This is a genomic window from Streptomyces sp. NPDC003042 (assembly GCF_053591315.1).
The window spans coordinates 14642-35842 of sequence record NZ_JBSFTP010000065.1 but is presented as its reverse complement, the minus strand read 5'-3'; the positions used below and the strand labels follow the sequence as shown (position 1 = coordinate 35842).

At 72.0% G+C, this 21201-nt stretch carries 23 protein-coding genes and 1 tRNA gene; 8 read left to right on the top strand and 16 right to left on the bottom strand.

The features are described 5' to 3' along the window. Nucleotides 1-50 precede the first annotated feature (50 nt). Nucleotides 51-512 (bottom strand): GatB/YqeY domain-containing protein, encoded by a 462-nt coding sequence (locus ACWDYJ_RS26920; protein ID WP_451568167.1) that lies wholly within the window; start codon nucleotides 510-512, stop codon nucleotides 51-53. 68 nt (nucleotides 513-580) lie between these two features. On the opposite strand from ACWDYJ_RS26920, the gene ACWDYJ_RS26915 reads away from it, so the two are divergent. Next, a complete protein-coding gene (locus ACWDYJ_RS26915) occupies nucleotides 581-1519 on the top strand; it encodes a metallophosphoesterase (RefSeq protein WP_451568166.1) in 939 nt (312 codons plus the stop codon). 122 nt (nucleotides 1520-1641) lie between these two features. Further along, a tRNA-Pro gene (locus ACWDYJ_RS26910) sits at nucleotides 1642-1715 on the top strand. 75 nt (nucleotides 1716-1790) lie between these two features. Here the strand turns inward: ACWDYJ_RS26910 and ACWDYJ_RS26905 are convergent. Next, nucleotides 1791-3239 carry a vanadium-dependent haloperoxidase gene (locus tag ACWDYJ_RS26905; RefSeq protein WP_451568165.1) on the bottom strand — a complete coding sequence of 483 codons (1449 nt, stop codon included), beginning with the start codon at nucleotides 3237-3239 and terminating at the stop codon, nucleotides 1791-1793. 206 nt (nucleotides 3240-3445) lie between these two features. Here ACWDYJ_RS26905 and ACWDYJ_RS26900 point away from each other — a divergent pair, with 206 nt between their 5' ends. Next, entirely contained in the window at nucleotides 3446-3901 is a 456-nt protein-coding gene (locus tag ACWDYJ_RS26900; RefSeq protein ID WP_451568164.1) for a TetR-like C-terminal domain-containing protein, read from the top strand. A 37-nt stretch (nucleotides 3902-3938) separates the two neighbouring features. Here the strand turns inward: ACWDYJ_RS26900 and ACWDYJ_RS26895 are convergent, their stop codons facing one another. From ACWDYJ_RS26895 to ACWDYJ_RS26885, 3 genes are read right to left on the bottom strand one after another with little or no spacing between them, the layout of a single operon-like run. Continuing rightward, nucleotides 3939-4532: an HD domain-containing protein gene (locus ACWDYJ_RS26895; protein ID WP_451568163.1), complete on the bottom strand. Its 594-nt coding sequence runs from the start codon at nucleotides 4530-4532 to the stop codon at nucleotides 3939-3941. Between the two features lie 11 nt (nucleotides 4533-4543). Then, complete coding sequence (gene codA, locus ACWDYJ_RS26890; protein ID WP_451568162.1) at nucleotides 4544-5845, bottom strand: cytosine deaminase; 1302 nt, start codon at nucleotides 5843-5845, stop codon at nucleotides 4544-4546. Nucleotides 5846-5885: 40 nt separating this feature from the next. After that, entirely contained in the window at nucleotides 5886-6062 is a 177-nt protein-coding gene (locus ACWDYJ_RS26885; RefSeq protein ID WP_451568161.1) for a hypothetical protein, read from the bottom strand. 90 nt (nucleotides 6063-6152) lie between these two features. On the opposite strand from ACWDYJ_RS26885, the gene ACWDYJ_RS26880 reads away from it, so the two are divergent. Both ACWDYJ_RS26880 and ACWDYJ_RS26875 read left to right on the top strand, forming a co-directional pair. Then, complete coding sequence (locus tag ACWDYJ_RS26880) at nucleotides 6153-8015, top strand: prolyl oligopeptidase family serine peptidase (protein ID WP_451568160.1); 1863 nt, start codon at nucleotides 6153-6155, stop codon at nucleotides 8013-8015. A 44-nt stretch (nucleotides 8016-8059) separates the two neighbouring features. After that, on the top strand, nucleotides 8060-8878 hold the full coding sequence (locus ACWDYJ_RS26875) for an SURF1 family protein (protein ID WP_451568159.1): 819 nt from the start codon (nucleotides 8060-8062) through the stop codon (nucleotides 8876-8878). Here ACWDYJ_RS26875 and ACWDYJ_RS26870 read toward each other — a convergent pair. The 7 genes from ACWDYJ_RS26870 to ACWDYJ_RS26840 form a co-directional block, all read right to left on the bottom strand. Beyond that, on the bottom strand, nucleotides 8856-10007 hold the full coding sequence (locus ACWDYJ_RS26870; protein ID WP_451568158.1) for a hypothetical protein: 1152 nt from the start codon (nucleotides 10005-10007) through the stop codon (nucleotides 8856-8858). The two genes, ACWDYJ_RS26875 and ACWDYJ_RS26870, sit on opposite strands and share 23 nt — an antisense overlap. Then, nucleotides 10004-10780 (bottom strand): SigE family RNA polymerase sigma factor, encoded by a 777-nt coding sequence (locus tag ACWDYJ_RS26865; protein ID WP_451568157.1) that lies wholly within the window; start codon nucleotides 10778-10780, stop codon nucleotides 10004-10006. The genes ACWDYJ_RS26870 and ACWDYJ_RS26865 overlap by 4 nt, the downstream gene beginning before the upstream one ends. A gap of 170 nt (nucleotides 10781-10950) precedes the next feature. Further along, a complete protein-coding gene (locus tag ACWDYJ_RS26860; RefSeq protein ID WP_451568156.1) occupies nucleotides 10951-12024 on the bottom strand; it encodes an aspartate-semialdehyde dehydrogenase in 1074 nt (357 codons plus the stop codon). Then, nucleotides 12021-13295: an aspartate kinase gene (locus tag ACWDYJ_RS26855; RefSeq protein WP_451568155.1), complete on the bottom strand. Its 1275-nt coding sequence runs from the start codon at nucleotides 13293-13295 to the stop codon at nucleotides 12021-12023. Before ACWDYJ_RS26855 ends, ACWDYJ_RS26860 begins: the two co-directional genes overlap by 4 nt. 169 nt (nucleotides 13296-13464) lie before the next feature. Continuing rightward, nucleotides 13465-14112 carry a DUF5063 domain-containing protein gene (locus tag ACWDYJ_RS26850; RefSeq protein ID WP_451568154.1) on the bottom strand — a complete coding sequence of 216 codons (648 nt, stop codon included), beginning with the start codon at nucleotides 14110-14112 and terminating at the stop codon, nucleotides 13465-13467. Beyond that, nucleotides 14105-14704 carry a recombination mediator RecR gene (gene recR, locus ACWDYJ_RS26845; protein ID WP_451568153.1) on the bottom strand — a complete coding sequence of 200 codons (600 nt, stop codon included), beginning with the start codon at nucleotides 14702-14704 and terminating at the stop codon, nucleotides 14105-14107. Before recR ends, ACWDYJ_RS26850 begins: the two co-directional genes overlap by 8 nt. Nucleotides 14705-14755: 51 nt before the next feature. Beyond that, the gene (locus ACWDYJ_RS26840; RefSeq protein WP_451568152.1) at nucleotides 14756-15100 is read right to left on the bottom strand and encodes a YbaB/EbfC family nucleoid-associated protein; all 345 of its coding nucleotides are present in this window, start codon (nucleotides 15098-15100) and stop codon (nucleotides 14756-14758) included. A 267-nt stretch (nucleotides 15101-15367) separates the two neighbouring features. Here ACWDYJ_RS26840 and ACWDYJ_RS26835 point away from each other — a divergent pair, with 267 nt between their 5' ends. After that, entirely contained in the window at nucleotides 15368-16093 is a 726-nt protein-coding gene (locus ACWDYJ_RS26835) for an SLATT domain-containing protein (protein ID WP_451568151.1), read from the top strand. A gap of 89 nt (nucleotides 16094-16182) precedes the next feature. Here ACWDYJ_RS26835 and ACWDYJ_RS26830 read toward each other — a convergent pair whose 3' ends face one another. The 3 genes from ACWDYJ_RS26830 to ACWDYJ_RS26820 form a co-directional block, all read right to left on the bottom strand. Further along, nucleotides 16183-16833 (bottom strand): hypothetical protein, encoded by a 651-nt coding sequence (locus tag ACWDYJ_RS26830; RefSeq protein ID WP_451568150.1) that lies wholly within the window; start codon nucleotides 16831-16833, stop codon nucleotides 16183-16185. A 200-nt stretch (nucleotides 16834-17033) separates the two neighbouring features. Continuing rightward, the gene (locus tag ACWDYJ_RS26825; protein ID WP_451568149.1) at nucleotides 17034-17699 is read right to left on the bottom strand and encodes a GntR family transcriptional regulator; all 666 of its coding nucleotides are present in this window, start codon (nucleotides 17697-17699) and stop codon (nucleotides 17034-17036) included. A gap of 113 nt (nucleotides 17700-17812) precedes the next feature. Continuing rightward, the gene (locus ACWDYJ_RS26820; protein WP_451568148.1) at nucleotides 17813-19168 is read right to left on the bottom strand and encodes an aminotransferase class III-fold pyridoxal phosphate-dependent enzyme; all 1356 of its coding nucleotides are present in this window, start codon (nucleotides 19166-19168) and stop codon (nucleotides 17813-17815) included. Nucleotides 19169-19345: 177 nt separating this feature from the next. Here ACWDYJ_RS26820 and ACWDYJ_RS26815 point away from each other — a divergent pair, with 177 nt between their 5' ends. Then, nucleotides 19346-19975 (top strand): DJ-1/PfpI family protein, encoded by a 630-nt coding sequence (locus ACWDYJ_RS26815; RefSeq protein WP_451568147.1) that lies wholly within the window; start codon nucleotides 19346-19348, stop codon nucleotides 19973-19975. Then, complete coding sequence (locus ACWDYJ_RS26810; RefSeq protein WP_451568146.1) at nucleotides 19968-20519, top strand: MarR family winged helix-turn-helix transcriptional regulator; 552 nt, start codon at nucleotides 19968-19970, stop codon at nucleotides 20517-20519. The genes ACWDYJ_RS26815 and ACWDYJ_RS26810 overlap by 8 nt, the downstream gene beginning before the upstream one ends. Before the next feature lie 136 nt (nucleotides 20520-20655). Here ACWDYJ_RS26810 and ACWDYJ_RS26805 read toward each other — a convergent pair whose 3' ends face one another. Beyond that, complete coding sequence (locus ACWDYJ_RS26805) at nucleotides 20656-21135, bottom strand: HIT family protein (protein ID WP_451568145.1); 480 nt, start codon at nucleotides 21133-21135, stop codon at nucleotides 20656-20658. Nucleotides 21136-21201: the final 66 nt, after the last annotated feature.

Genomic DNA, 21201 nt, shown 5'->3' with positions numbered 1-21201 from the left:
CGGTCGGGCCCTCCCCTTCTTGCGTACGTCCAGGAAAGTCTTGCGTACGGCTAGGAGAGCTGCTGCTTGACGACGGCGGCGACCCGGCCGCCCTCCGCCAGGCCCGCCACCTTCGGGTTCACGATCTTCATGACGGCGCCCATGGCCCGCGGCCCCTCGGCGCCCGCCGCCTTGGCCTCCTCGACCGCCTGCGTCACGATCGCGACGAGCTCGTCGTCGCTGAGCTGCTTGGGCAGGTACTTGTCGAGGAACTCACCCTCCTCGGTCTCCCGCGCGCTCTGCTCGGCCCGGCCGCCCTGGGCGAAGGCCTCCGCGGCCTCGCGGCGCTTCTTCGCCTCCTTGGCGATCACCTTGAGGACTTCGTCGTCGGAGAGCACGCGCGCTTCCTTGCCCGCGACCTCCTCCTTGGTGATGGCGGAGAGGGTCAGGCGCAGCGTCGACGAGGCGAGCTCGTCGCGTGCCTTGATGGCGGTGGTGAGGTCTTCCTGAAGCTTGGCCTTGAGCGTGGTCATGGGTGGAGTGTGCCAGGTTCGGGGGCGGTGGCGCCCGCGCGTTTTGCGGGTCTGCGACGATAGGGGCCATGCGCGCGCGTTACGGAGTACCACTGAAGGTCACCGCCGGAATCGCGGCGGTGGGGGTCGCGGGAGTGACCTATGCCGCCGGGTTCGAGGCCCGTTCCTTCCGCCTTCGACGGGTCACGGTGCCCGTGCTGCCGCCGGGGACGCGGCCTCTGCGCGTGCTCCAGGTGTCGGACATCCACATGGTCGGCGGGCAGCGCAAGAAGCGCGCCTGGCTGCAGTCCCTGGCCGGCCTGCGCCCGGACCTCGTCGTCAACACGGGCGACAACCTCTCCGACACCGAAGGTGTCCCCGAGGTGCTCGACGCGCTGGGGCCCCTGATGGAGTTCCCGGGCGTGTACGTCTTCGGGTCGAACGACTACTACGGGCCGCGGCTGCGCAATCCCGGGCGCTACCTGATCGAGAAGGCCCAGGGCCGGCACGGGCTGAACGGCAACAAGCCGGTCGTCGGCGCCGTCCACAATCCGTGGGAGGAACTGCGGGACGCCTTCGACGCGGCGGGCTGGCTGAACCTCACCAACACCCGGGCCCGGCTGAAGCTGGACGGGCTGGAGCTGGCCTTCACCGGTCTGGACGACCCGCACATCAAAAGGGACCGGTACGAGCAGGTCGCGGGCGGTCCGGAGGCGGACGCGGACTTCTCGATGGCCGTCGTGCACGCCCCGTACCTGCGGGTCCTCGAAGCCTTCACCGCCGACCGCTACCCGCTGATCCTCGCCGGGCACACGCACGGCGGGCAGCTGTGCGTCCCCTTCTACGGGGCGCTGGTCACCAACTGCGACCTGGACACCAAGCGGGTGAAGGGCCTGTCCACGTACGAGGCGGACGCCCAGCGCGCCTACCTCCACGTCTCGGCGGGCTGCGGCACCAACCGCTTCACCCCGGTCCGCTTCGCGTGCCCGCCGGAGGCGACGCTCCTGACGCTGACACCGAAGGCGTAGGCACCGCGCCGCACCTCCCCGCCAAGCCCGCGCCGCCCCCGCGAAAACCGGATTTCGTCTCCGGCCGAGGGTCCGCTAAAGTAATCGATGTCGCCACGGCAGCAGAGCTGCAAGGCGGCGATCGGGGTGTAGCGCAGCTTGGCAGCGCGCTTCGTTCGGGACGAAGAGGTCGTGGGTTCAAATCCCGCCACCCCGACTTCGTAAGACCAGGTCAAGGGCCTGATCCACTCAGTGGATCAGGCCCTTCCTGCGTTCCGGGTGATCGCCGTGGTCAGAGGGCGCGGAGCTTGGTCGTGAAGACCTGGGCCGCGATCTTCTCGCCGAGGGCGAGTCCGTCGGTCGCGTCCCACGGGAAGTGCACGCCGAGCCAGACGCGGCTGTCCGCGTCCTCCTTCCCGGCGGCGCTGAAGCTGGTGAAGCGCCGGGTCTTGACGGGGGCCTGCGGTTCGTCGGTGGTGAGGTCGAAGGAGATGTCGTCACTGCCGAAGAATCGTTTCATCACGCCCGCCCAGGCACCCCCGAAGGAAGCGTGACCGGACACGTACGCCGGGAAGCAGGGGCTGACGTTGACCCCGGCGGGGCTCTTGAGCAGCGGCTTCCACTGCGGGTCGAGGCCGCCCTCGCGGATCGCGGAGACGGGGCGCCACAGGTCGACCGGGGTCGCGAACTTGGCGTCCCGCACGGCTATGCCCGTGTCCGCGAGGGCGATCGAGACGAGCGCGAAGAGGCGCGCGTTGGCGTAGACGCTCAGTTTGCGGGCCGTGGCGACCTCGCGGGTGGCCTGGAGCATCTGGCCCGGGGGCTTGTAGGTGCCGTTGTTGTCGTTGGCCCAGAACCAGGCGGCGGCCAGCTGGTCGGGCGTCCGGTTGATCACCGGGGTCGCCGCGGTGGGCTTGTCCGCGCCGGCCGACCGTACGGCCTCGACCTGCCGCTTGTACTCGTCGCTCGCGACGAGGTTCTCGTACGACCCGTACTGGGCCAGGGTCGTCGGGCGGAACTGGGAGCCCGAGGTCAGCGAGAACGGCTTGACCTGGCCCCAGAAGGGGTGGACGCCGTCGCTCTCCTCGTCGCAGGAGGCGTCGGGCATGTCCGGGTAGCTGGTCGGACGCCAGGCGCCGGGCCTCTTGTCGCCCACGTAGACCTGCGGGTTCTCGGAGCCGTCGCCGCTGCGGGCATCCGTCATCTGCTTGACCATGCCGCCGACGACGGAGGCGTCGAGGATGTCGAAGCCGGTCGGCTCGGCACCGAAGCGCTCGCGGAACCGCGCGTCGAGGTACTGGGTCTGGTCCGCGTACTGCGTCTGCCCGCTGCCGTAGAGGCCGAGCAGGATGTTGTAGGCGGTGCGGCCGATGACCCGCTCCTCCTCGTCCGGGCCCTCGATCCAGCCCGCGTACTTCTCGGCGTGGAGGTAGGGCTCCGAGGTGATCTTCCCCTTCCACTTCAGCTGGTACGAGGACTCGGCGTCGTAGATCGCCCCGTTCATCATCGCCGCGGCCCGGGCCATCGGGACGGGCCCGCCTCCGACCCGGCGGAAGACGTTCAGCAGGACGTCGTTCCAGTAGTGCACCGGGTCGGCGATCGTCCGCGTGGGCAGAGCCGCGTGGGCGGGCTGCGGGGACACGGCGAGCATGGTTCCGGTGGCCGCCAGAACGGCGGCGGTCGCCAGTGCCCGGCGCCATATCACCGTACGGCGTCTGGTGGTGCGGGTTCTTTCGGGCATGGGTGAACTCCCCCTGATCACAAGCGCTTTGGTCGCCACGGACTGTGGCGGCGTGATCATGGCGTGCCGTGCGGGCGCACGGCTTGCACAAAAGGGAAGCCCTCGCGGAATGGCCGGTCCCGCGTCTGAGGACGGCGTGAACGAGCCGCTGCCCCAGCCAGGGTCGTGCCGTCCCCGCCCGAAGCTCAGCCGACGCGATAGCGCAGGTGGGTGACCTCGGGGGTGGCGACGGTGCGGTCCGGGACCAGGCGCAGCGCCGGGTCGACCCCGTCGAGGAGGCGGATGCCGGAGCCGAGGAGGACCGGGGCGAGGTGGATCTCCAGCTCGTCGAGGAGTCCGGCGACCTCCGCTTCGCCGTGACCGAGCCCGGCTGGTTCCGGACCGCCTTCCACGCCCCGGCCGACATGACCTACGCCGAGGACGCCACGGCCGCCGGGGCGGGTGGGCTCACGCCGTTCGAGCTGCTCGGCGCCACGCTGGACGAGCTGGTCGACGCGGGCGTACTGCCGGCCGACCGGCGGCCGGGAGCGGAGTTCCTCGCCTGGTCGGCGGTGCACGGGCTGGCCGCGCTGATCATCGACGGACCGCTGCGCGGGGTCACCCCGGAACAGGCGCACGACGCGGGGCAGGACGTGATCGGCATGATCGAGCGCGGGCTCTGACCGGGCGCGGGCGGGCCGGGCCCGCCCGCCCCCGGTGTCAGTGGTCCAGGGGATTCGCCGCGATGCGGGTGGCCGCGCCGGCCGCGACGTAGGACGCCGCCGCGCACCGGGGCTTGCGTACGGCCTGGTCCTCGACCAGTGCGAGGAAGGCCGCGCCGAAGCCCAGCCGGGGGTACGCGGCGAGGAGCCCGGCCGTGAAGGAGGGGTCGAAATCGGCCACGCCCAGCCCCGAGACGTCCGCGCTGGTACCCACCTGGAGGAGGTGGCTCTCGACGTCCTCGGCAGCCGTGACGTCGTCCCGCATGTGCAGGACGATCACCTCCTCGGCCCGCGCCCGGCGGGCAGGCGACCAGCCGAGCCCCGCCGTGAAGACGCGGGCCACGTGGCCGCCCGCCTCCTCGAAGGGCAGCGTGTGGCTGTCGAAGGGCGCGGTCAGGCCGAGGTCGTGCAGCAGGGCGCTGACGTAGAGGAGTTCGGCGTCGTACGAGAGCCCGTGCCGGCGCGCGTACTCCGCGCCGAAGGCGTAGGAGCGGACGGAGTGGTTGAGCAGCGCGGTGTCCGCGTACTCGGAGGCGATCTCGAAGGCGGCCCGGGCCGGCTCGCCGTCCACGTTGCGAAGGGTCCATGTCATGGACCGGCAGCCTAGGTCAGGCGGGTGAAGTCCACCTGCGACGGCTCCTCCTCCCCCGGCCACCACAGCCGGGTCGGCGCGGCCGGGGTCTCGGCGAGGACCCGGCCGCGCGAGACGACGTAGCGGGGCCGGACCTGACGGCGGATCGCCTCCTCGGGGCTCGGTGCCGGGAGGAGCACGAAGGAGGCGGGGGCGCCCGGCGCGATGCCGTACTCCTCGGCCCCGAGGCCGAGCACCCGCGCCGCACGGTCCGTCACCATCGAGAAGGCCACCGGGATGTCGTCCGCGCCGGTGAGCTGGGCGGCGTACAGGCCGACGAGCGCGGTCTGGAGCGGATTGCCCGTGCCCAGCGCGTTCCACGGGTCCATCACGTCGTCGTGGCCGAAGGCCACGTTGACCCCGGCCGCCAGCATCTCCTTGACCTGGGTGAGCCCGCGCCGCTTGGGGTAAGCGTCGAAGCGGCCCTGGAGATTGAGGTTGGCGAAGGGGTTGGAGACGAGGTTGATGCCCGAACGGGAGAGCAGCCGCTGGAGTTTGAAGCTGTACGCGCCGCCGTAGGAGCCCATGGCCGTGGTGTGCGAGGCGGTCGCCCGCTCGCGCAGGCCCGAACGCAGCGCGAGGGTGGCCAGCACCTCCACGAAGCGGGACTGTTCGTCGTCGATCTCGTCGCAGTGGGCGTCGACGCGCAGCCCGTGCTCCTCGGCCAGCGCGAAGGCGATCCCGAGCGAGGCGACCCCGTCCTCCCGGGTGTCCTCGAAGTGCGGGATCGCGCCGACGACGTCCGCCCCGCGCCGCGCCGCCTCGCGCAGCAGCGCCTCGCCACCGGGGAAGGAGACGATGCCCTCCTGCGGGAAGGCGGTGATCTGGAGGGTCATGAAGTCCCGCACCCGGTCGCGCACCTCCAGCAGCGCGTCGAGCGCGGTGAGCGCCGGGTCGGTGATGTCGCAGTGGGTCCGTACGTGCAGTACGCCCTGGGCCGCCTGCCAGCGCAGCACCTCGGTGGCCCGCCCGATCACGTCCTCGCGGGTCAGGGTCCGCTTGCGCTCGCTCCAGCAGGCGATGCCCTCCCACAGGGTGCCGGAGGCGTTCGGGCGCGGCTCCCCGGCGGTCAGGGCGGTGTCCAGGTGGATGTGCGGCTCGACGAAGGGGGCGGTGAGCAGGCCGCCGTGCGCCTCGATCAGGATGCCGGTCGCCGGTGGTTCCTTCTGATCGTCGTACGGGATCACGCGGGCGATCCGGCCGTCCTCGCCCACCTCGATGTCGGACAGGCCCTGGGTGTGAAGCAGCCGGGCGCCCCGCACGATCATCCGCATGGCGCCACCCTACGCAGGCCGCCCGGCCCCGGGGCAGGGATCAGCCTCGTTTGGACTGGGCCTTCTGCTGCATGCCCCGCGTCTTCGCCGCGGCCGACTGGACGTCGCTCGCCGCGGCCTTGGCACGCGCCTCGGCCGCCGTGTTCTTCGCCAGGGCACGCTCTGAATCATGATGGCCGTGGTGGCCCTGGTGACCGGTACGCGCCTTCTTGGCCATGATCAACACCCTCTCGGGACACTCGGCGTACGCACACCACCATGCGCCCGTTCGGAGCAGTCGGCATCCCGGCCCGGCGATGCGGCAAGAATGGTGGGCATGACCAGCGACAGCGATCTGACCCCCGGCGAATCCCTCGAAACCCTCGAAAGCGCCGGAACCGCCCAGCCGCGCGAGACCCCCGACTGGGAGAAGCGCTTCCGGGCCCCGCGCGTCGGGCTGCCCGAGTGGGCCGAGGACGCACCGGACCGCTCTCTCTTCGTCTCGAACGCGACCGGGACCTTCGAGCTCTACGCCTGGGACCGGGCCACCGGCACGCAGCGGCAGGCCACCGACCGTCCCAACGGCACCACCGACGGCACCCTCTCCCCCGACGGCGAGTGGATCTGGTGGTTCTCCGACACCGACGGCGACGAGTTCGGCACCTGGGTCCGCCAGCCCTTCGCGGGCGGCCCCGACGAGCCCGCCACGCCCGGCCTGGAGCCCTCCTACCCCGCCGGACTCGCCATCGGCCGGGACGGCACCGCGGTCGTCGGCCGGTCCACCGACGAGGAAGGGTCCACGATCCACGTCGTACGGCCCGACGGCAGCGCGCCCACCGTCATCTACCGCCACCGCGAGTCCGCCGGCGTCGGCGACCTGTCGCGTGACGGAACCCTGGTCGCCGTCGAGCACACCGAACACGGCGACGCGATGCACTCGGCGCTGCGCGTGCTCACCCTCGACGGCGACACCGTCGCGGAGCTGGACGACTCGCGCGGCGGCACCGAGGAGCTCGGCCTGGAGGTGCTCGGCTTCGCGCCCGTCACCGGGGACACCCGGCTGCTCGTCGGCCACCAGCGGCGCGGTCGGTGGGAGCCGATGGTGTGGGACGTGGCCACCGGCACCCAGGAGGGCCTGGCGATCGATCTGCCGGGTGACGTGAGCGCCGAGTGGTACCCGGACGGGTCCGCGCTGCTCATCGCGCACAGCTTCGAGGCGCGCAGCGAGCTGTGGCGCTACGACCTGGCCGCACGGGAGCTCGTACGCGTGGACACGCCCCCGGGGTCGGTGGCGGGAGCGACCGCCCGCCCGGACGGGACGGTGGAGTACCAGTGGTCCTCGGCGGCCGAACCCGCAGCGCTGCGGTCCACCGCCGGCGGCATCGTCCTCGACCCTCCCGGCTTCCGGCCGCCCGGCTCGGTGCCGGTGGAGGACGTGTGGGTGGAGGGCCCCGGCGGCCGGATCCACGCCCTGGCGCAGCGGCCGGCGGGCCACGGGGAGGGCCCCTTCCCGACCATCTTCGAGATCCACGGCGGGCCCACCTGGCACGACAGCGACGCCTTCCTGGCGACCCCGGCGGCCTGGCTGGACCACGGCTTCGCGGTCGTGCGGGTCAACTACCGCGGCTCGACGGGCTACGGCCGCGAGTGGACGGACGCCCTCAAGCACCGGGTCGGCCTGATCGAGCTGGAGGACATCGCGGCGGTCCGGGAATGGGCCGTCGCCTCCGGCCTCGCCGACCCGGCGCGGCTGGTGCTGTCGGGCGGCTCCTGGGGCGGCTACCTGACCCTGCTGGGCATCGGCACGCAGCCCGACGCCTGGGCGGTGGGGCTGGCCGCCGTACCGGTGGCCGACTACGTGACGGCGTACCACGACGAGATGGAGGCGCTGAAGTCCCTGGACCGCACCCTCTTCGGCGGTACGCCGGAGGAGGTCCCGGAGCGCTTCGAGGTGTCCTCGCCGCTGACGTACGTGGACGCGGTGAAGGCGCCCGTCCACATCGCGGCGGGCGTCAACGACCCGCGCTGCCCGATCCGGCAGATCGACAACTACGTGGACCGGCTCGCGGCACGCGGCGCGGTCCACGAGGTGTACCGGTACGACGCCGGGCACGGCTCGCTGGTCGTCGAGGAGCGGATCAAGCAGGTCCGCATGGACCTGGAGTTCGCGCTCAAGCACCTTCCGCGCTGAACCCCGCCACCGTCCCACCGGTGCGCCCCCCGTACGGTGGTGGGGTGCACCGGTTTCTCCTGACCCCGCGCTGGTGGGGGATCAACGTCTTCGTCGCGCTCGCCATCCCCTTCTGCCTGTTCATGGGGACCTGGCAGCTCGGCCGGTTCGAGGACCGTGTCGGCAGTCACCGGGAGGCGAGGGCCGAGCGCCCCGCCGACCAGGCGGCCGCCCCGCTGGACTCGCTGCTCCCGGTGAACACCCGGACCTCCGGACGGCTGGCCTCCACGGCCGGGGTGTACGGGGAACAGCTGCTGGTCCCCGAGCGGCTCCTCGACGGGAAGTCCGGCTTCTACGTCCTGACCCTGCTGCGGACGGACTCCGGCAGGACCGTCCCGGTGGTCCGGGGCTGGCTGCCGGGGGTGGCGGACCCGGCGAAGGCTCCGGCCGCGCCGACCGGGCGGGTCGAGGTGACCGGGGCCCTGCAGGCCTCGGAGAACTCCGGCACCAAGGGCGTGCACGCGCAGGGTGGGCTGCCGCCGGGCCAGCTCGGGGTGATCGGGTCGGCCACGCTGGTCAACCTCGTGCCGGACCCGCTCTACGACGCCTGGCTGACGGTGCGGACCCCTGCGGACGGGATGGTTCCGGTGCCGGCGAAGGCGCCCAACAACACCGGCCTCGACCTGAAGGCCTTCCAGAACCTCGGTTACACCGGCGAATGGTTCGTCTTCGTCGCCTTCGTGCTGTTCATGTGGTTCCGGCTCTACCGGCGCGAGGTGGAGACCCTGCGCGACGCCGAGGCGGGGCTGCTGCCGCCGGCCGAGGCCGCCGTACGTACTGCCGCTGCCACCCCCGCCGCCGCTACGGCGCGTCCAGCGGAATGAAACCCGTCCGGTAGACCGTTCCGCCGCAGGCCTCCGGGATGGTGGTCTGCGTGACCGGAGCGCCCGCCACCGGCGTGCCGGGCGTATGGGACACCTCCACCCCGGCCGGATCCTCGGCCGGGCCCTCGCTCGGCGGGGCCGGGGCCGCCGCCCCGTCACCGTCGGCGGAGGCGCTGCGCTCCGTATCGGTGGGGGTCTGCTGCGTGCCCTCCTGCGAGGGCTCGGCGGTCGGACCGGTGGTCGCCGCCGGGCAGGACTGCGCGGAGGGCACCCAGGCGAACCGCACCTCGTACCCGGTGTTCGGCTGGAGCATCAGCAGCGGCTCCTCGGCGGACGGATCGGGCAGCAGCCCGCTCGCCGGGTCCCCCGCCGTGTGGCCTGTCACGCTCACTCCGGAGCCCTGCGGGGGCGGCGGGCCGTCCACCGGGGCGGCCGTCACGGTGTCCGGGCTGCTGACCACGCAGCCGCGCGCGGAGACGTTGGTGACCTTGAAGCTGCCGTACACCTTGCCGTCGGCCTCGGGGGCGCGGGCACTGCCCAGCACCCCCAGCTGCTCGGCGGTGCATCCCGGCACGCCCGGCGCCGCGACCGGGGGCTGCGGACCCGCGCCGGTGCCGGGGCCGGTGCCGGTCGACGTGCCGGCCGAGGCCCCCGCACTCGACGGACCGGCCACCGCACCGCCGGACGGCGAGCCGCTGGTCCGGGTGACCGGCTGCCCGCCGGCGCCGCCGGCCTCCTGGTCCTTGCCGGCGGGTTTCGTGAAGCTCGGCTGGGCCCCGGCCCCGGCCCCGTTGTGATGCGGGTCGGCGGGGCCTCCCGTCGTGGTTCCCTGCGTCGCGCCGTGCCCGGCGATGGCCGAGTGGCCGGCGGTGGCGCCCCGGTCGTCCCGCAGGTGCAGTGCGGCCGGGACCACGATGCCGGCCAGCACGATCGCCGCGGTCGCCCCGACGAGGGTGTTGCGTTTACGGGCCCGGCGGGCGGGCACCGCATGGCGCAGCCGCTCCAGCGCGCCCTCTGCGGGCTCCAGGGCCCCCACGGCCCCGGCCAGCAGGCTGCGGAGCGCCTGCTCGTCGCCGGAGCGGCCGGGCACCTTTCTCAGCTCGTCGTCCCTCAGCTCGTCGTCCCTCATGACTGCGCAGCCTCCATCGCCACCCTCAGCGCGGCAATGCCCCGCGAGCCGTACGCCTTGACCGAGCCGAGTGATATGCCGAGCGTCTCGGCGACCTGGACCTCCGTCATGTCCGCGAAGTAGCGCAGCACCAGTACCTCACGCTGGCGCCGCTGGAGGCCGCGCATGGCCTTGATCAGGTCGTCGCGCTCCAGCTGGTCGTACGCGCCCTCTTCCGCGCTGGCCATGTCAGGCATCGGCTTCGACAGCAGCTTGAGGCCGAGGATGCGGCGGCGCAGCGCGGAGCGCGAGAGGTTGACGACGGTCTGGCGCAGGTAGGCCAGGGTCTTGTCGCGGTCGCGGACCCGGTTGCGCGCCGAGTGGACGCGGATGAAGGCCTCCTGGACCACGTCCTCGCAGGAGGCGGTGTCGTCGAGGAGCAGGGCGGCCAGGCCGAGGAGTGAGCGGTAGTGGGCCTGGTAGGTCTCGGTGAGGTGGTCGACCGTGGTCCCGGCCACGACGGGCCGCGGGGCGACGGCCTCGGCGGTGGTCTCGGCGGTGGTCTCGCCGACGGCCGTGCTCCCTGCCGCACTCCCGCCCGTGTCCGCGCTATCGCGGGGCGAGGGCACTCGGCCGCCCCGGGTCGGAACGGCGGGTGGCGTGGCGGGCAGCGCGCCGGCCGGCGGAACGGGAGCGATCACCGGGAAGCCGCCGGGTGCGCCGGAGCGCCGACGCGCCGGGACGATTCCGGTGCGCGCCGGTACGACGGCGAAGTCGAGCAATGCCTCTGCCACGCCCGTTGGACACGCGTCCCCCCGTCAGGGTTGTACGCGCGAGGCAAAGCCTTCAGCAATTTCCCCATTGCCCTCATGCGTACCCGCTCTTCCCAATTGCCCTGTTTTATCCAGGCGGCAGTCGGGCCATCACCTTGATCGAGGGATCACCGCCGATCCTACAAAGCGAATTACGCGAATTCACCCGCGATCAGTTCCGAGATCTGCGCGGCATTCAGAGCCGCGCCCTTGCGGAGATTGTCGGCGCACACGAAGAACTCCAGGGACCGGACGTCGTCGAGCGAGGCCCGCACCCGCCCCACCCAGGCCGGATCCGTCCCGGCCGCGTCCGCCGGCGTCGGGAACTCCCCCGCCGCCGGATCGTCCACGAGCACCACTCCGGGCGCCGTGTCCAGGATCTCCCGGGCGTGCGCCGCGTCCACCTTCTGCTCGAAGCGGGCCCGTACGGTCAGGGAATGCCCGGTCAGCACGGGAACCTGTACGCACGTCACCGCGATCGGCAGCGAGTCCAGGTCCAGGATCCGCCGGGTCTCCGCCCGTACGGCCAGCTCGTGCGAGGACCAGCCGCCCTCGCGCAGCTCACCGGACCAGGGCACCACGTTGAGCGCGAGCGGCGCCGCGAAGGGGCCGGTGTCCTCGCCCACGGCACGGCGCACGTCCCCGGGCTGCTCACCCAGGGAGCTTCCGGCGACCAGCGACACCTGGCGGCGCAGCGCCTCCGTGCCGGCCCGCCCGGCGGCGCTGGCGGCCTGGTACGAGGAGACGACCAGGTCGGCCAGGCAGTACTCGGCATGCAGCGCGCCCAGGGCGGCGATCATCGCGGCGGTCACGCAGTCCGGGCCCGCGACGATGCCGCGCGGCCGGATCCGTACGGTGTGGCCGTTCACCTCGGGCACCACCAGTGGCACCTCGGGGTCCTCGCGGAAGGCGGCGGACTGGTCCACCGCCACGGCTCCGCGCGCGGCCACGAGGGGAGCCCAGCGCGCCGAGACCTCGGCCGGGGTCAGGAAGAGCACGACATCGCCCTTGCCGATGCCGTCGAAGGCGTCCTCGGTGAGCGCGAGCACCTCGCACTCCTCCCCGCGGACGGCCAGCACGCGGCCGGCCGAGCGCCAGGAGGCGATCAGGCGGATGTCGCCCCAGACGTCCGCCCGCTGGGACAGGATCCGGAGCAGGATCGAGCCGACCGCTCCGGTCGCCCCGACCACGGCGAGCGCCGGGCCGGAGGACCGGGGCGCGGTCATCGTCCGCTGCCTCCGTAGACAACGGCTTCGTCGCTGTCGGAGTCGAGGCCGAAGGCCGTGTGCACGGCGCGGACGGCCTCGTTGACGTCGTCCTGGCGGGTCACGACCGAGATGCGGATCTCGGAGGTCGAGATCAGCTCGATGTTGACGCCGGCGTCGGACAGCGCCTGGAAGAACGAGGCGGTGACGCCCGGGTTCGTCTTCATCCCCGCGCCGACCAGCGAGATCTTGCCGATCTGGTCGTCGTAGCGCAGCGACTCGAAGCCGATCTGGCCCTTCGCCTTCTCCAGGGCGTCGATGGCCTTGTGGCCCTCGGTCTTGGGGAGGGTGAAGGAGATGTCCGTGAGGCCCGTGGAGGCCGCCGAGACGTTCTGGACGATCATGTCGATGTTGATCTCGGCGTCCGCGATGGCGCGGAAGATCGCCGCGGCCTCGCCCGGCTTGTCCGGGACACCGACGACCGTGATCTTGGCTTCGGAGACGTCGTGCGCGACTCCGGAGATGATGGCGTGCTCCACCTGCGCGTCCCCTTGCGGATTCTCGTTGCTGACCCACGTGCCCCGCAGTCCGGAGAAGGACGAGCGGACGTGGATCGGGATGTTGTAGCGGCGCGCGTACTCGACGCAGCGGTGCAGCAGCACCTTGGAGCCGGAGGCCGCGAGCTCCAGCATGTCCTCGGAGGAGATCCAGTCGATCTTCTGGGCCCGCTTCACGACGCGGGGGTCCGCGGTGAAGACGCCGTCGACGTCGGTGTAGATCTCACAGACCTCGGCGTCCAGCGCCGCGGCGAGTGCGACGGCGGTGGTGTCCGAACCGCCGCGGCCGAGGGTGGTGATGTCCTTGGAGTCCGCGGACACGCCCTGGAAGCCGGCGACGATGGCGATGTTGCCCTCGTCCAGCGCGGTGCGGATACGGCCCGGCGTCACATCGATGATGCGCGCTTTGTTGTGGACCGAGTCGGTGATCACGCCTGCCTGGCTACCGGTGAACGACTGGGCCTCGTGGCCCAGGTTTTTGATCGCCATGGCCAGCAGGGCCATGGAGATCCGCTCTCCGGCGGTCAGCAGCATGTCGAACTCACGCCCGGCAGGCATCGGTGATACCTGCTCGGCGAGATCGATCAGCTCGTCCGTCGTGTCGCCCATCGCGGAAACCACGACGACCACTTGGTGGCCGTTCTTCTTGGCATCCACGATCCGCTTGGCGACGCGCTTGATGCCCTCGGCATCGGCTACGGAGGAGCCTCCGTACTTCTGCACGACAAGGCCCACGTGCGCTCCTCGCTCGGTCCGTCTCATTGCTGGTGCAGTCTAACGAGCGGCCGGGATCCGAACGCCCCGTGCCACATCATGAGACGAAACGATCAGAGAACCGGTTGTCCGGCGAGGCTCTCCTGTCGAGGTCGTTGGGGGTGTCGCCGGCGTCGCCCCGGTCACCGGCCTACTGCCGGCCGAGGCCGCCCAGCTCCTCGGCCATCAGGCGTCCGGCCTGCTCCGCGAGGTCCTCCTCGGTCATGTCCTCGTCCGTGTCCAGACCGTCCAGCTCCGCCAGCGGCTGATCCAGGCGCACGTGCGAGACCAGCGACTGGAGCGCGCGCAGGGTGGCCGAGGCCGTCGGGCCCCAGTTGGTGAAGTACGAGAACTGCCACCACCACAGCGCCTCGGTGATCCGGCCCGCCTGGTAGTGGATGAGCCCGTGCCGCAGGTCGGCGACGACGTCGGCCACGTCGTCGGAGATCCGGTGCGCGACCGGGGCCTTGCGGGGCTCGTAGGGGTCGAAGACCTCGGAGTAGACGTCGACCGGCTCCAGCATCAGCGCGAACCGCTCGCGCAGATCGTCCACGTCCGGCTCGGGGCCCAGGTCGGGCTCGTAGCGCTCCTCGGGCAGGACGTCCTTGTACGCGCCCAGGCGGCCGCCCGCGAGCAGCAGCTGGGACACCTCCAGCAGGAGGAAGGGAACGGCGCTGTCCGGGTCCTCGCCCTTGGCCACCTCGGTGACCGCGACGATGAAGGACTCGATCTGGTCCGAGATCTGGACGGCGAAATCGTCCGGATCCTGGCCCAGGGCGTGCAGCGTTGCGTCAGACATCGAGAAGTCGCCTTCCTTCAAAGGCCCGCCCGAGCGTGACCTCGTCCGCGTACTCCAGATCTCCCCCGACGGGGAGCCCGCTGGCCAGGCGGGTGACCTTCAGGCCCATGGGCTTGATCATGCGGGCGAGGTAGGTGGCGGTCGCCTCGCCCTCCAGGTTCGGGTCGGTGGCGAGGATCAGCTCGGTCACGGCGCCGTCCGCCAGGCGCGCGAGCAGTTCGCGGATGCGCAGATCGTCCGGGCCGACACCCTCGATGGGGCTGATCGCCCCGCCGAGGACGTGGTACCTGCCCCGGAACTCACGGGTCCGCTCGACCGCCACGACGTCCTTCGGCTCCTCGACCACGCAGATGACCGAGGTGTCGCGGCGCGGGTCACGGCAGATGCCGCACCGCTCCTCCTGCGCCACGTTCCCGCACACCGCGCAGAACCGGACCTTGTCCTTGACCTCGAGCAGCGTGTGCGCGAGGCGGCGGACGTCGGTCGGCTCGGCCTGCAGGATGTGGAAGGCGATCCGCTGCGCGCTCTTGGGCCCGACGCCGGGCAGCCTGCCCAGTTCGTCGATCAGGTCCTGGACCACGCCTTCGTACAACGGACTGCCTTCTCTCGGTTTCGGGGCGGTTGCGGTGGTGTGGTGGGAGGGCTAGAACGGAAGGCCGGGGATGCCGGTGCCGCCGCCCAGGCCCTGGGTGAGGGGGCCCATCTTCTCCTGCTGGAGCGCCTGCGCGTTCTCGGTGGCCGCCTGGACCGCCGCGACCACCAGGTCGGCCAGCGTCTCGGTGTCCTGCGGGTCCACGGCCTCGGGGTCGATCACCAGCGCGCGCAACTCACCGGCACCCGTGACGGTCGCCTTGACCAGGCCGCCGCCGGCCTGACCCTCGACCTCGGCCCGCGCCAGCTCTTCCTGGGCAGCGGCGAGGTCCTGCTGCATCTTGTGGGCCTGCTGGAGCAGCTGCTGCATGTCGGGCTGGCCACCACCGGAAATCACAGGGACTCACTCCATAGCGTCGGGACGACCTTCGGGAACGCTCGGTCAATCCGAGCCTACGTGCTCCCCGCGCCCTGCGCCCTACGCCGGGAGGACCAACTCTTTCGAGTGAGAGTCGGGGCGTGCGCGTACCTGATGGAGCCCTCCTTGCGGGCGGAAAACCGGGGATTCGTCGTCCATCGCGCGTCATTCGAAGGTAGGAAGAGCATGCGCACCATTACGCACACGCGCACCACCACACGTCAGCGCAGGCAGAGGGAGTGCCGGGTGAGTCAGCCGGAGATGCAGCCCGAGGGGCCACCCCGGGATCCCGCAGAGGACGGCGACCTGACCGGCCGGCCGTTCCCTCTCGGGGACTGGGGCGAGCCCGCCGAGCGGCTCGACGAGCTCTACCGGCGGGTGGAGGCCGATGCGCTGCGCACCGCCGAGTGGTACCTCTCCGACCGTGCGTGGAAGCGCCGGGGCGCGCGGACCCTGCGCGTGGGCGCGGCCGCAGGCGCCGTCACGGGCGCCGCGATGCCGCTGCTGGAGCTGACGCGTTCGGTGCCGGGTGCGGCCTCGTACGGCTACCTCTCGCTGCTGCTCGCCGCCGCCTGCCTGGCCTGTGACCGGTTCTTCGGGCTGACGTCCGGGTGGATGCGGGACGTGGCGACGGCGCAGGCGGTGCAGCGGCGGCTGCAGACGCTCCAGTTCGACTGGGCGTCGGAGAACGTACGGGAGGTGCTGGGCCCGACGGAGGGCACGGCGAGCGAGGCGGCCGAGCGCTGCCTGACCGTGCTGCGCCGGTTCTCGGAGGACGTCACGGAGCTCGTGCGCTCCGAGACCGCGGACTGGATGGTGGAGTTCCGCGCGGGTCCGGCGCCGCTGGTGATGCAGTCGCTGGCCGGCTCCGCCGCCCGCCCGGACCCTGGCCTTCCCCCGGCCCGCTTCTCCCTTCCCCCGGGCACCCGCCCGAACATGCCGCGCCAGCGGCCTCCGGAACAGCCGCGCTGAGGACGGCCCACCCGCTGAGGCCCCTCGGAGGGGTCCCAGCGGGCAGGGCGCGAGCGTGGGGGCGAGCGTGGGGGCGAGCGTGGGGCCCGTCAACTGAAGATGATCATCGAGCCCTGCCCCAGACTCCGCGTCGCCGCCGCGTGCAGCCCGAGCCACACGTGCCGCTCGCGCGCGAAGGGGCTCTCGTCGTACGGGATCGGCCCCGCCGACTCCTCCAGCGACGTCGGCCGCCCCGGCGGCGCCGGCGCGGCGGGCGGATTCGCGGGGTCTATCCCGATGGAGGGCGCGACGAAGGCCAGCTCCCGCAGCAGCCCCTGCGCCGACCCCAGCGGCCCGCCCCCGGCCAGCAGCTCCTCGTTGGCCAGCGGGGCCGCGAAGTCCACCGGTACGTAGGCGCCCGCGTGGTCGTAGTGCCACACCAGGTGCGACTGCTGCGCCGTGGACTCGAACATCTCCAGCAGCTGCTCGTAGTCCCCGCCCAGCTCGTCCACCGGCGTCACCGGCAGCCGGCAGATCTGGAGCAGGTACGCCCGCCGCAGGAAGTGCAGGGCGTCGTAGTCGAAACCGGCCACGGGGGCCACGTCCCCGCTCAGGCCCGGCATGTAGGCGAACACCGGCACCGACGGCAGGCCCGCCGCGCCCAGTGCCTTGTCGTACGAGGCGATCTCTTCCGCGAAGGGATTGTCGGGGCTGTGGCACAGCACGTCGACAAGGGGGACCAGCCACAGGTCACAGGCCACGCGGGCTCCGATCGGTCGGATCAGCGGGATCGTCGGGTCAGCGGGATCGGTCGGGTCAGCGGGATCAGCGCGACCAGCCGGATCAGCCGGATCAGCCGGATCAACCGTGCCGATCAGCCGCCGATCGGGCCAGCGTAGTGCTCCGCACACGCTCCGCGAAGGGGTGCGCAGAACCCTCGTCCGCGCCCCTACAGTCCGGCCTACAGTCCGGCCGCCCAGTCCAGCCCGTGCTGGTTGTAGGCGTGCACGATGCGCCGTACCTCGTCGGCGTCGGCCAGCGTCACCGCGTCCACCAGCTCGTTGTGCCCGACCCACAGCGCGGACCGAAGCTCCGAGGCCCCCTGGAGGTGCGGCACGGAGAAGACCCAGCACTGCACCCGGATCCGGTGCAGGAAATCCGAGATGTACGTGTTTCCCACCAGTCCGCTCAGCTCCCGCCAGAAGCGCAGGTCGTAGCCGATCAGCACTTCGAGTGAACCGGTCTGCGCGGCCCGCCGCGCCTCCTCCGCCCGGCGGCGCACCGACACCAGCATCTCGCTCGATCCGGGCGCGGTACCACGCTCCACGAGCCGGCGGAATATCCCGTCCACTATCAGCGTCCGGGCCTCGATCATGCCCCGGAAGTCGTCGACGGAGTAGACCCGCACCCGGAACCCCCGGTGCTGCACCGACTCCAGCAGCCCCTGCGCCGAGAGGTCCACCAGCGCCTCGCGTACCGGGGTCGCCGAGACCTCGTACTGCTCCGCGATCTGCTTGACCGTGAACTCGGTGCCCGGCGGCAGACGTCCCGCGAGCACCTCGTCACGCAGCGCGTCCGCGATCTGCTGTCGCAGGGTGTTGCGGTTGACAGCTCCACTGCCTGGCATAGGGGTCCGTCTCCCTCGGTAGAACTTCGGACACCTTAAGGCCAGGCAGCGCGGCTGAAACCGAACGGTTCGCGGCCGATATGCGGATGTACCGCCCGTTATCCGGACAGCGCCTACCCGCGACGCGCGGTGTGCCGGTCCGCGACCGTCAGCGCCTCGTCGAGCAGGGCCAGTCCCTCCTTCGCCTCGGCCTCCGTGACCGTGCACGGGGGGACGACGTGCGTCCGGTTCATGTTCACGAACGGCCACAGACCGCTCTTCTTGCAGGCCGCCGCGAACTCGGCCATCGGCGCGTTGTCGGCCCCCGCCGCGTTGTACGGGACGAGCGGTTCGCGCGTCGCCCCGTCCCGTACGAGTTCCAGCGCCCAGAACGTACCCAGGCCGCGGACCTCCCCGACCGAGGGGTGGCGCTCCGCGATCGCGCGCAGGCCCGGACCGATCACGTCCTCGCCGATGCGGGCGGCGTTCTCGACGATGCCCTCCTCCTCCATGGCGTTGATCGTCGCGACCGCGGCGGCGCAGGCCAGGGGGTGACCGGAGTACGTCAGTCCGCCCGGGTACGGGCGCGTGGCGAAGGTCTCCGCGACGGCGGCGGAGATGGCGACGCCGCCGAGCGGCACGTATCCGCTGTTCACTCCCTTGGCGAAGGTGATCAGGTCGGGGGTGACGTCCCAGTGCTCGGCGGCGAACCACTTGCCGGTGCGGCCGAAGCCCGACATGACCTCATCAAGGATGAAGACGATGCCGTGGCGGTCGCACAGCGCGCGCACGCCGGCGAGGTAGCCGGCGGGCGGGGTCATGATCCCGGCGGTGCCCGGCACCGACTCCAGGATGATCGCGGCGACGGTCTGCGGCCCCTCGAAGGCGAGGGTGTCGGCGAGGTGGGCGAGGGCCCGCTCGCACTCCTCGGCCTCGGTGACCGCGTGGAAGGGCGAGCGGTAGAGGAACGGTCCCCAGAAGTGCACGACACCGGCCGAGGCGGTGTCCGAGGGCCAGCGGCGCGGGTCGCCGGTCAGGTTGATCGCGGCGGAGGTGGCGCCGTGGTACGAGCGGTAGGTGGAGAGCACCTTGTGGCGGCCGGTGTGCAGCCGGGCCATCCGTACGGCGTTCTCCACGGCCTCGGCGCCGCCGTTGGTGAAGAAGATCTTGTCGAGGTCGCCGGGAGTGCGCTCGGCGATGAGGCGTGCGGCCTCGGAGCGGACGTCGACGGCGAAGCCGGGGGCGAGGGTGCAGAGCCGGGCCGCCTGCTCCTGGACGGCGGCGACGACCTTGGGGTGCTGGTGGCCGATGTTGGTGTTGACCAGCTGGGAGGAGAAGTCGAGGAAGCGGTTCCCGTCGTAGTCCCAGAAGTACGAGCCGTCGGCCCCGGCGACGGCGAGCGGGTCGATCAGGGCCTGGGCGGACCAGGAGTGGAAGACGTGAGCGCGGTCGGCGGCCTTCACGGTCGCGCCGGTGACATGAGGGGTCATGGCGTCACGCTAGAAGTGCGCAGGTGGGGAGGGACATCGGCGGACTGTATGGGGGTGGGGGGCCGCCCTCGGCAGTCTGTCTGGCACCGCTTCACTTGACAGCATGCTGCCGAAATGGCAGTCTGCTGTCATCTTGACGTTCACGCTGCTGAAGTCACGCTGCTGGAGGCGAGCACCATGAGTGAGACCCCGCGCAAGCCCGTCCACCTCGCTGTCTACGACACCTACGCGGACTGGGAGACCGGCCACACCACCGCCCACCTCGCCCAGCGCGGCCACGAGATCCGTACGGTCGGCTTCGCCGCCGGGCAGCCGGTCACCACCATGGGCGGCGTCCGCATCCAGCCCGACCTCTCCCTCGCCGACCTGCGGCCCGAGGACTCCTCGCTGCTGATCCTGACGGGCGCCTCGCTCTGGGACACCGGCGACGAACTGGCCCCCTTCGCGGCGAAGGCCCGGGAGTTCCTCGCCGCCGGGGTACCGGTCGCGGCGATCTGCGGAGCCACGGCGGGCCTGGCCCGGGAAGGCCTGCTGGACGGCCGGCGGCACACCAGCGCGGTCTCCTTCTACCTGGCGGAGCAGCCGGGCTACGGGGGCGGCGAGCAGTACGTGGAGGCGGACGCCGTCACCGACGGCGACCTGATCACGGCGGGCCCGACCGAGCCGGTGGCGTTCGCGCGGGAGGTGTTCGCCCGGCTCGGCGTGTACAAGCCGGACGTGCTGGACGCGTGGTACCGGCTGTTCCACGACTCGGACGCGAGCGCGTACCCCGTGCTCATGGCGGCGGCGGAGTCCGGCGATGCCTGAACCGGCACCGGCTCCCCTGGCCGTCCGGGCCCAGCAGGACCTGCTGAGCCGCACGGCCCTCGGCGTCTTCCAGCTCAACGGCCAGTTCCTCGCCGTCTCGGAGGAACTGGCCCGCCCGGCCGGGCTGACGGCCGCATGGTGGCAGGTCCTGGGCGCCGTGCTGCGCGAGCCCCTGCCGGTCGCGGGCATCGCGCGGTCCATGGGCATCACCCGCCAGAGCGTGCAGCGCATCGCGGACCTGCTGGCCGCGAAGGGGCTCGCCGAGTACCTCCCGAACCCCGCCCACCGCCGGGCGAAGCTCCTGCGCCCGACGGAGGCGGGCCGCGCCGCGATTGCCCGCATCAACCCGGGCCACGCGACCCTTGCGGCCCGCCTGGCGGCAGAACTGGGCGAATCCGCCTTCGCGGAAACAGCCCAGGTCCTGGAACGCCTCTCGTCGGCCCTGGACAAAATCACGACAGAACACAACGCCGCAGAACCCTGCTCCGCACCACCCAGCGCAGCAGAACCCAGCGCCGCCAAATCCAGCCCCGCCGGTGTTTGAGGCGCGGGGTCCGGGGCGGAGCCCCAGGGTGCTTCAGCCCCGCCGGCGATTGAGGCGTGGGGTCCGGGGGCGAGGCCCAGCAAGATCGATTTCGACGGCGTAGCTCCCGAGTAGGGGGTGTCGTCCGCCCGCCGGACTACCCGCCGAGCCGGTCGAGTTCCTCGGTCAGGGCCGCCCGCATCGGGTCGTGCCGGGAGGCCAGCGCGTGCCGTTCGCCGCGCCAGAACTCCTCGTCCTCGTAGAGCCAGACCGGCCGCCGGACGAGATCGGCGGGCTCCCAGTCGTAGCGGGGCCAGATGTGGGCGTGGAGATACGGATCGGTGTTGCCGAGGATCTCGATGTTCACGCGCCGGAAGGCCGGGTCGAGCCGCACGCAGGCCCGCTCGACGGCCTCGGCGAGCCGCTCCAGGTCGGTGAGGTACGCGATCCTGCGCGCCGGGGGCAGGTCGGAGAGCCGCGTCACGGCAGGGTCGTCGGTCAGCAGCACCGAGTACCCGGGCAGGAACTGCCGGTCCCCGATGGCCGCGAACCCGGAGTCGAGGCGGCGCAGGACGGTGGGATTCTGCCCCCGGCGCGCGCTCCCGATGCGGTCTCTTCGCCAGTCGATCTCGGTCATTCCCGGACCCTAGCCGAGGGGCTGGGGCTGCTCTCGCGTATTGAATCCTCCCCTCCCAGAAGGGAG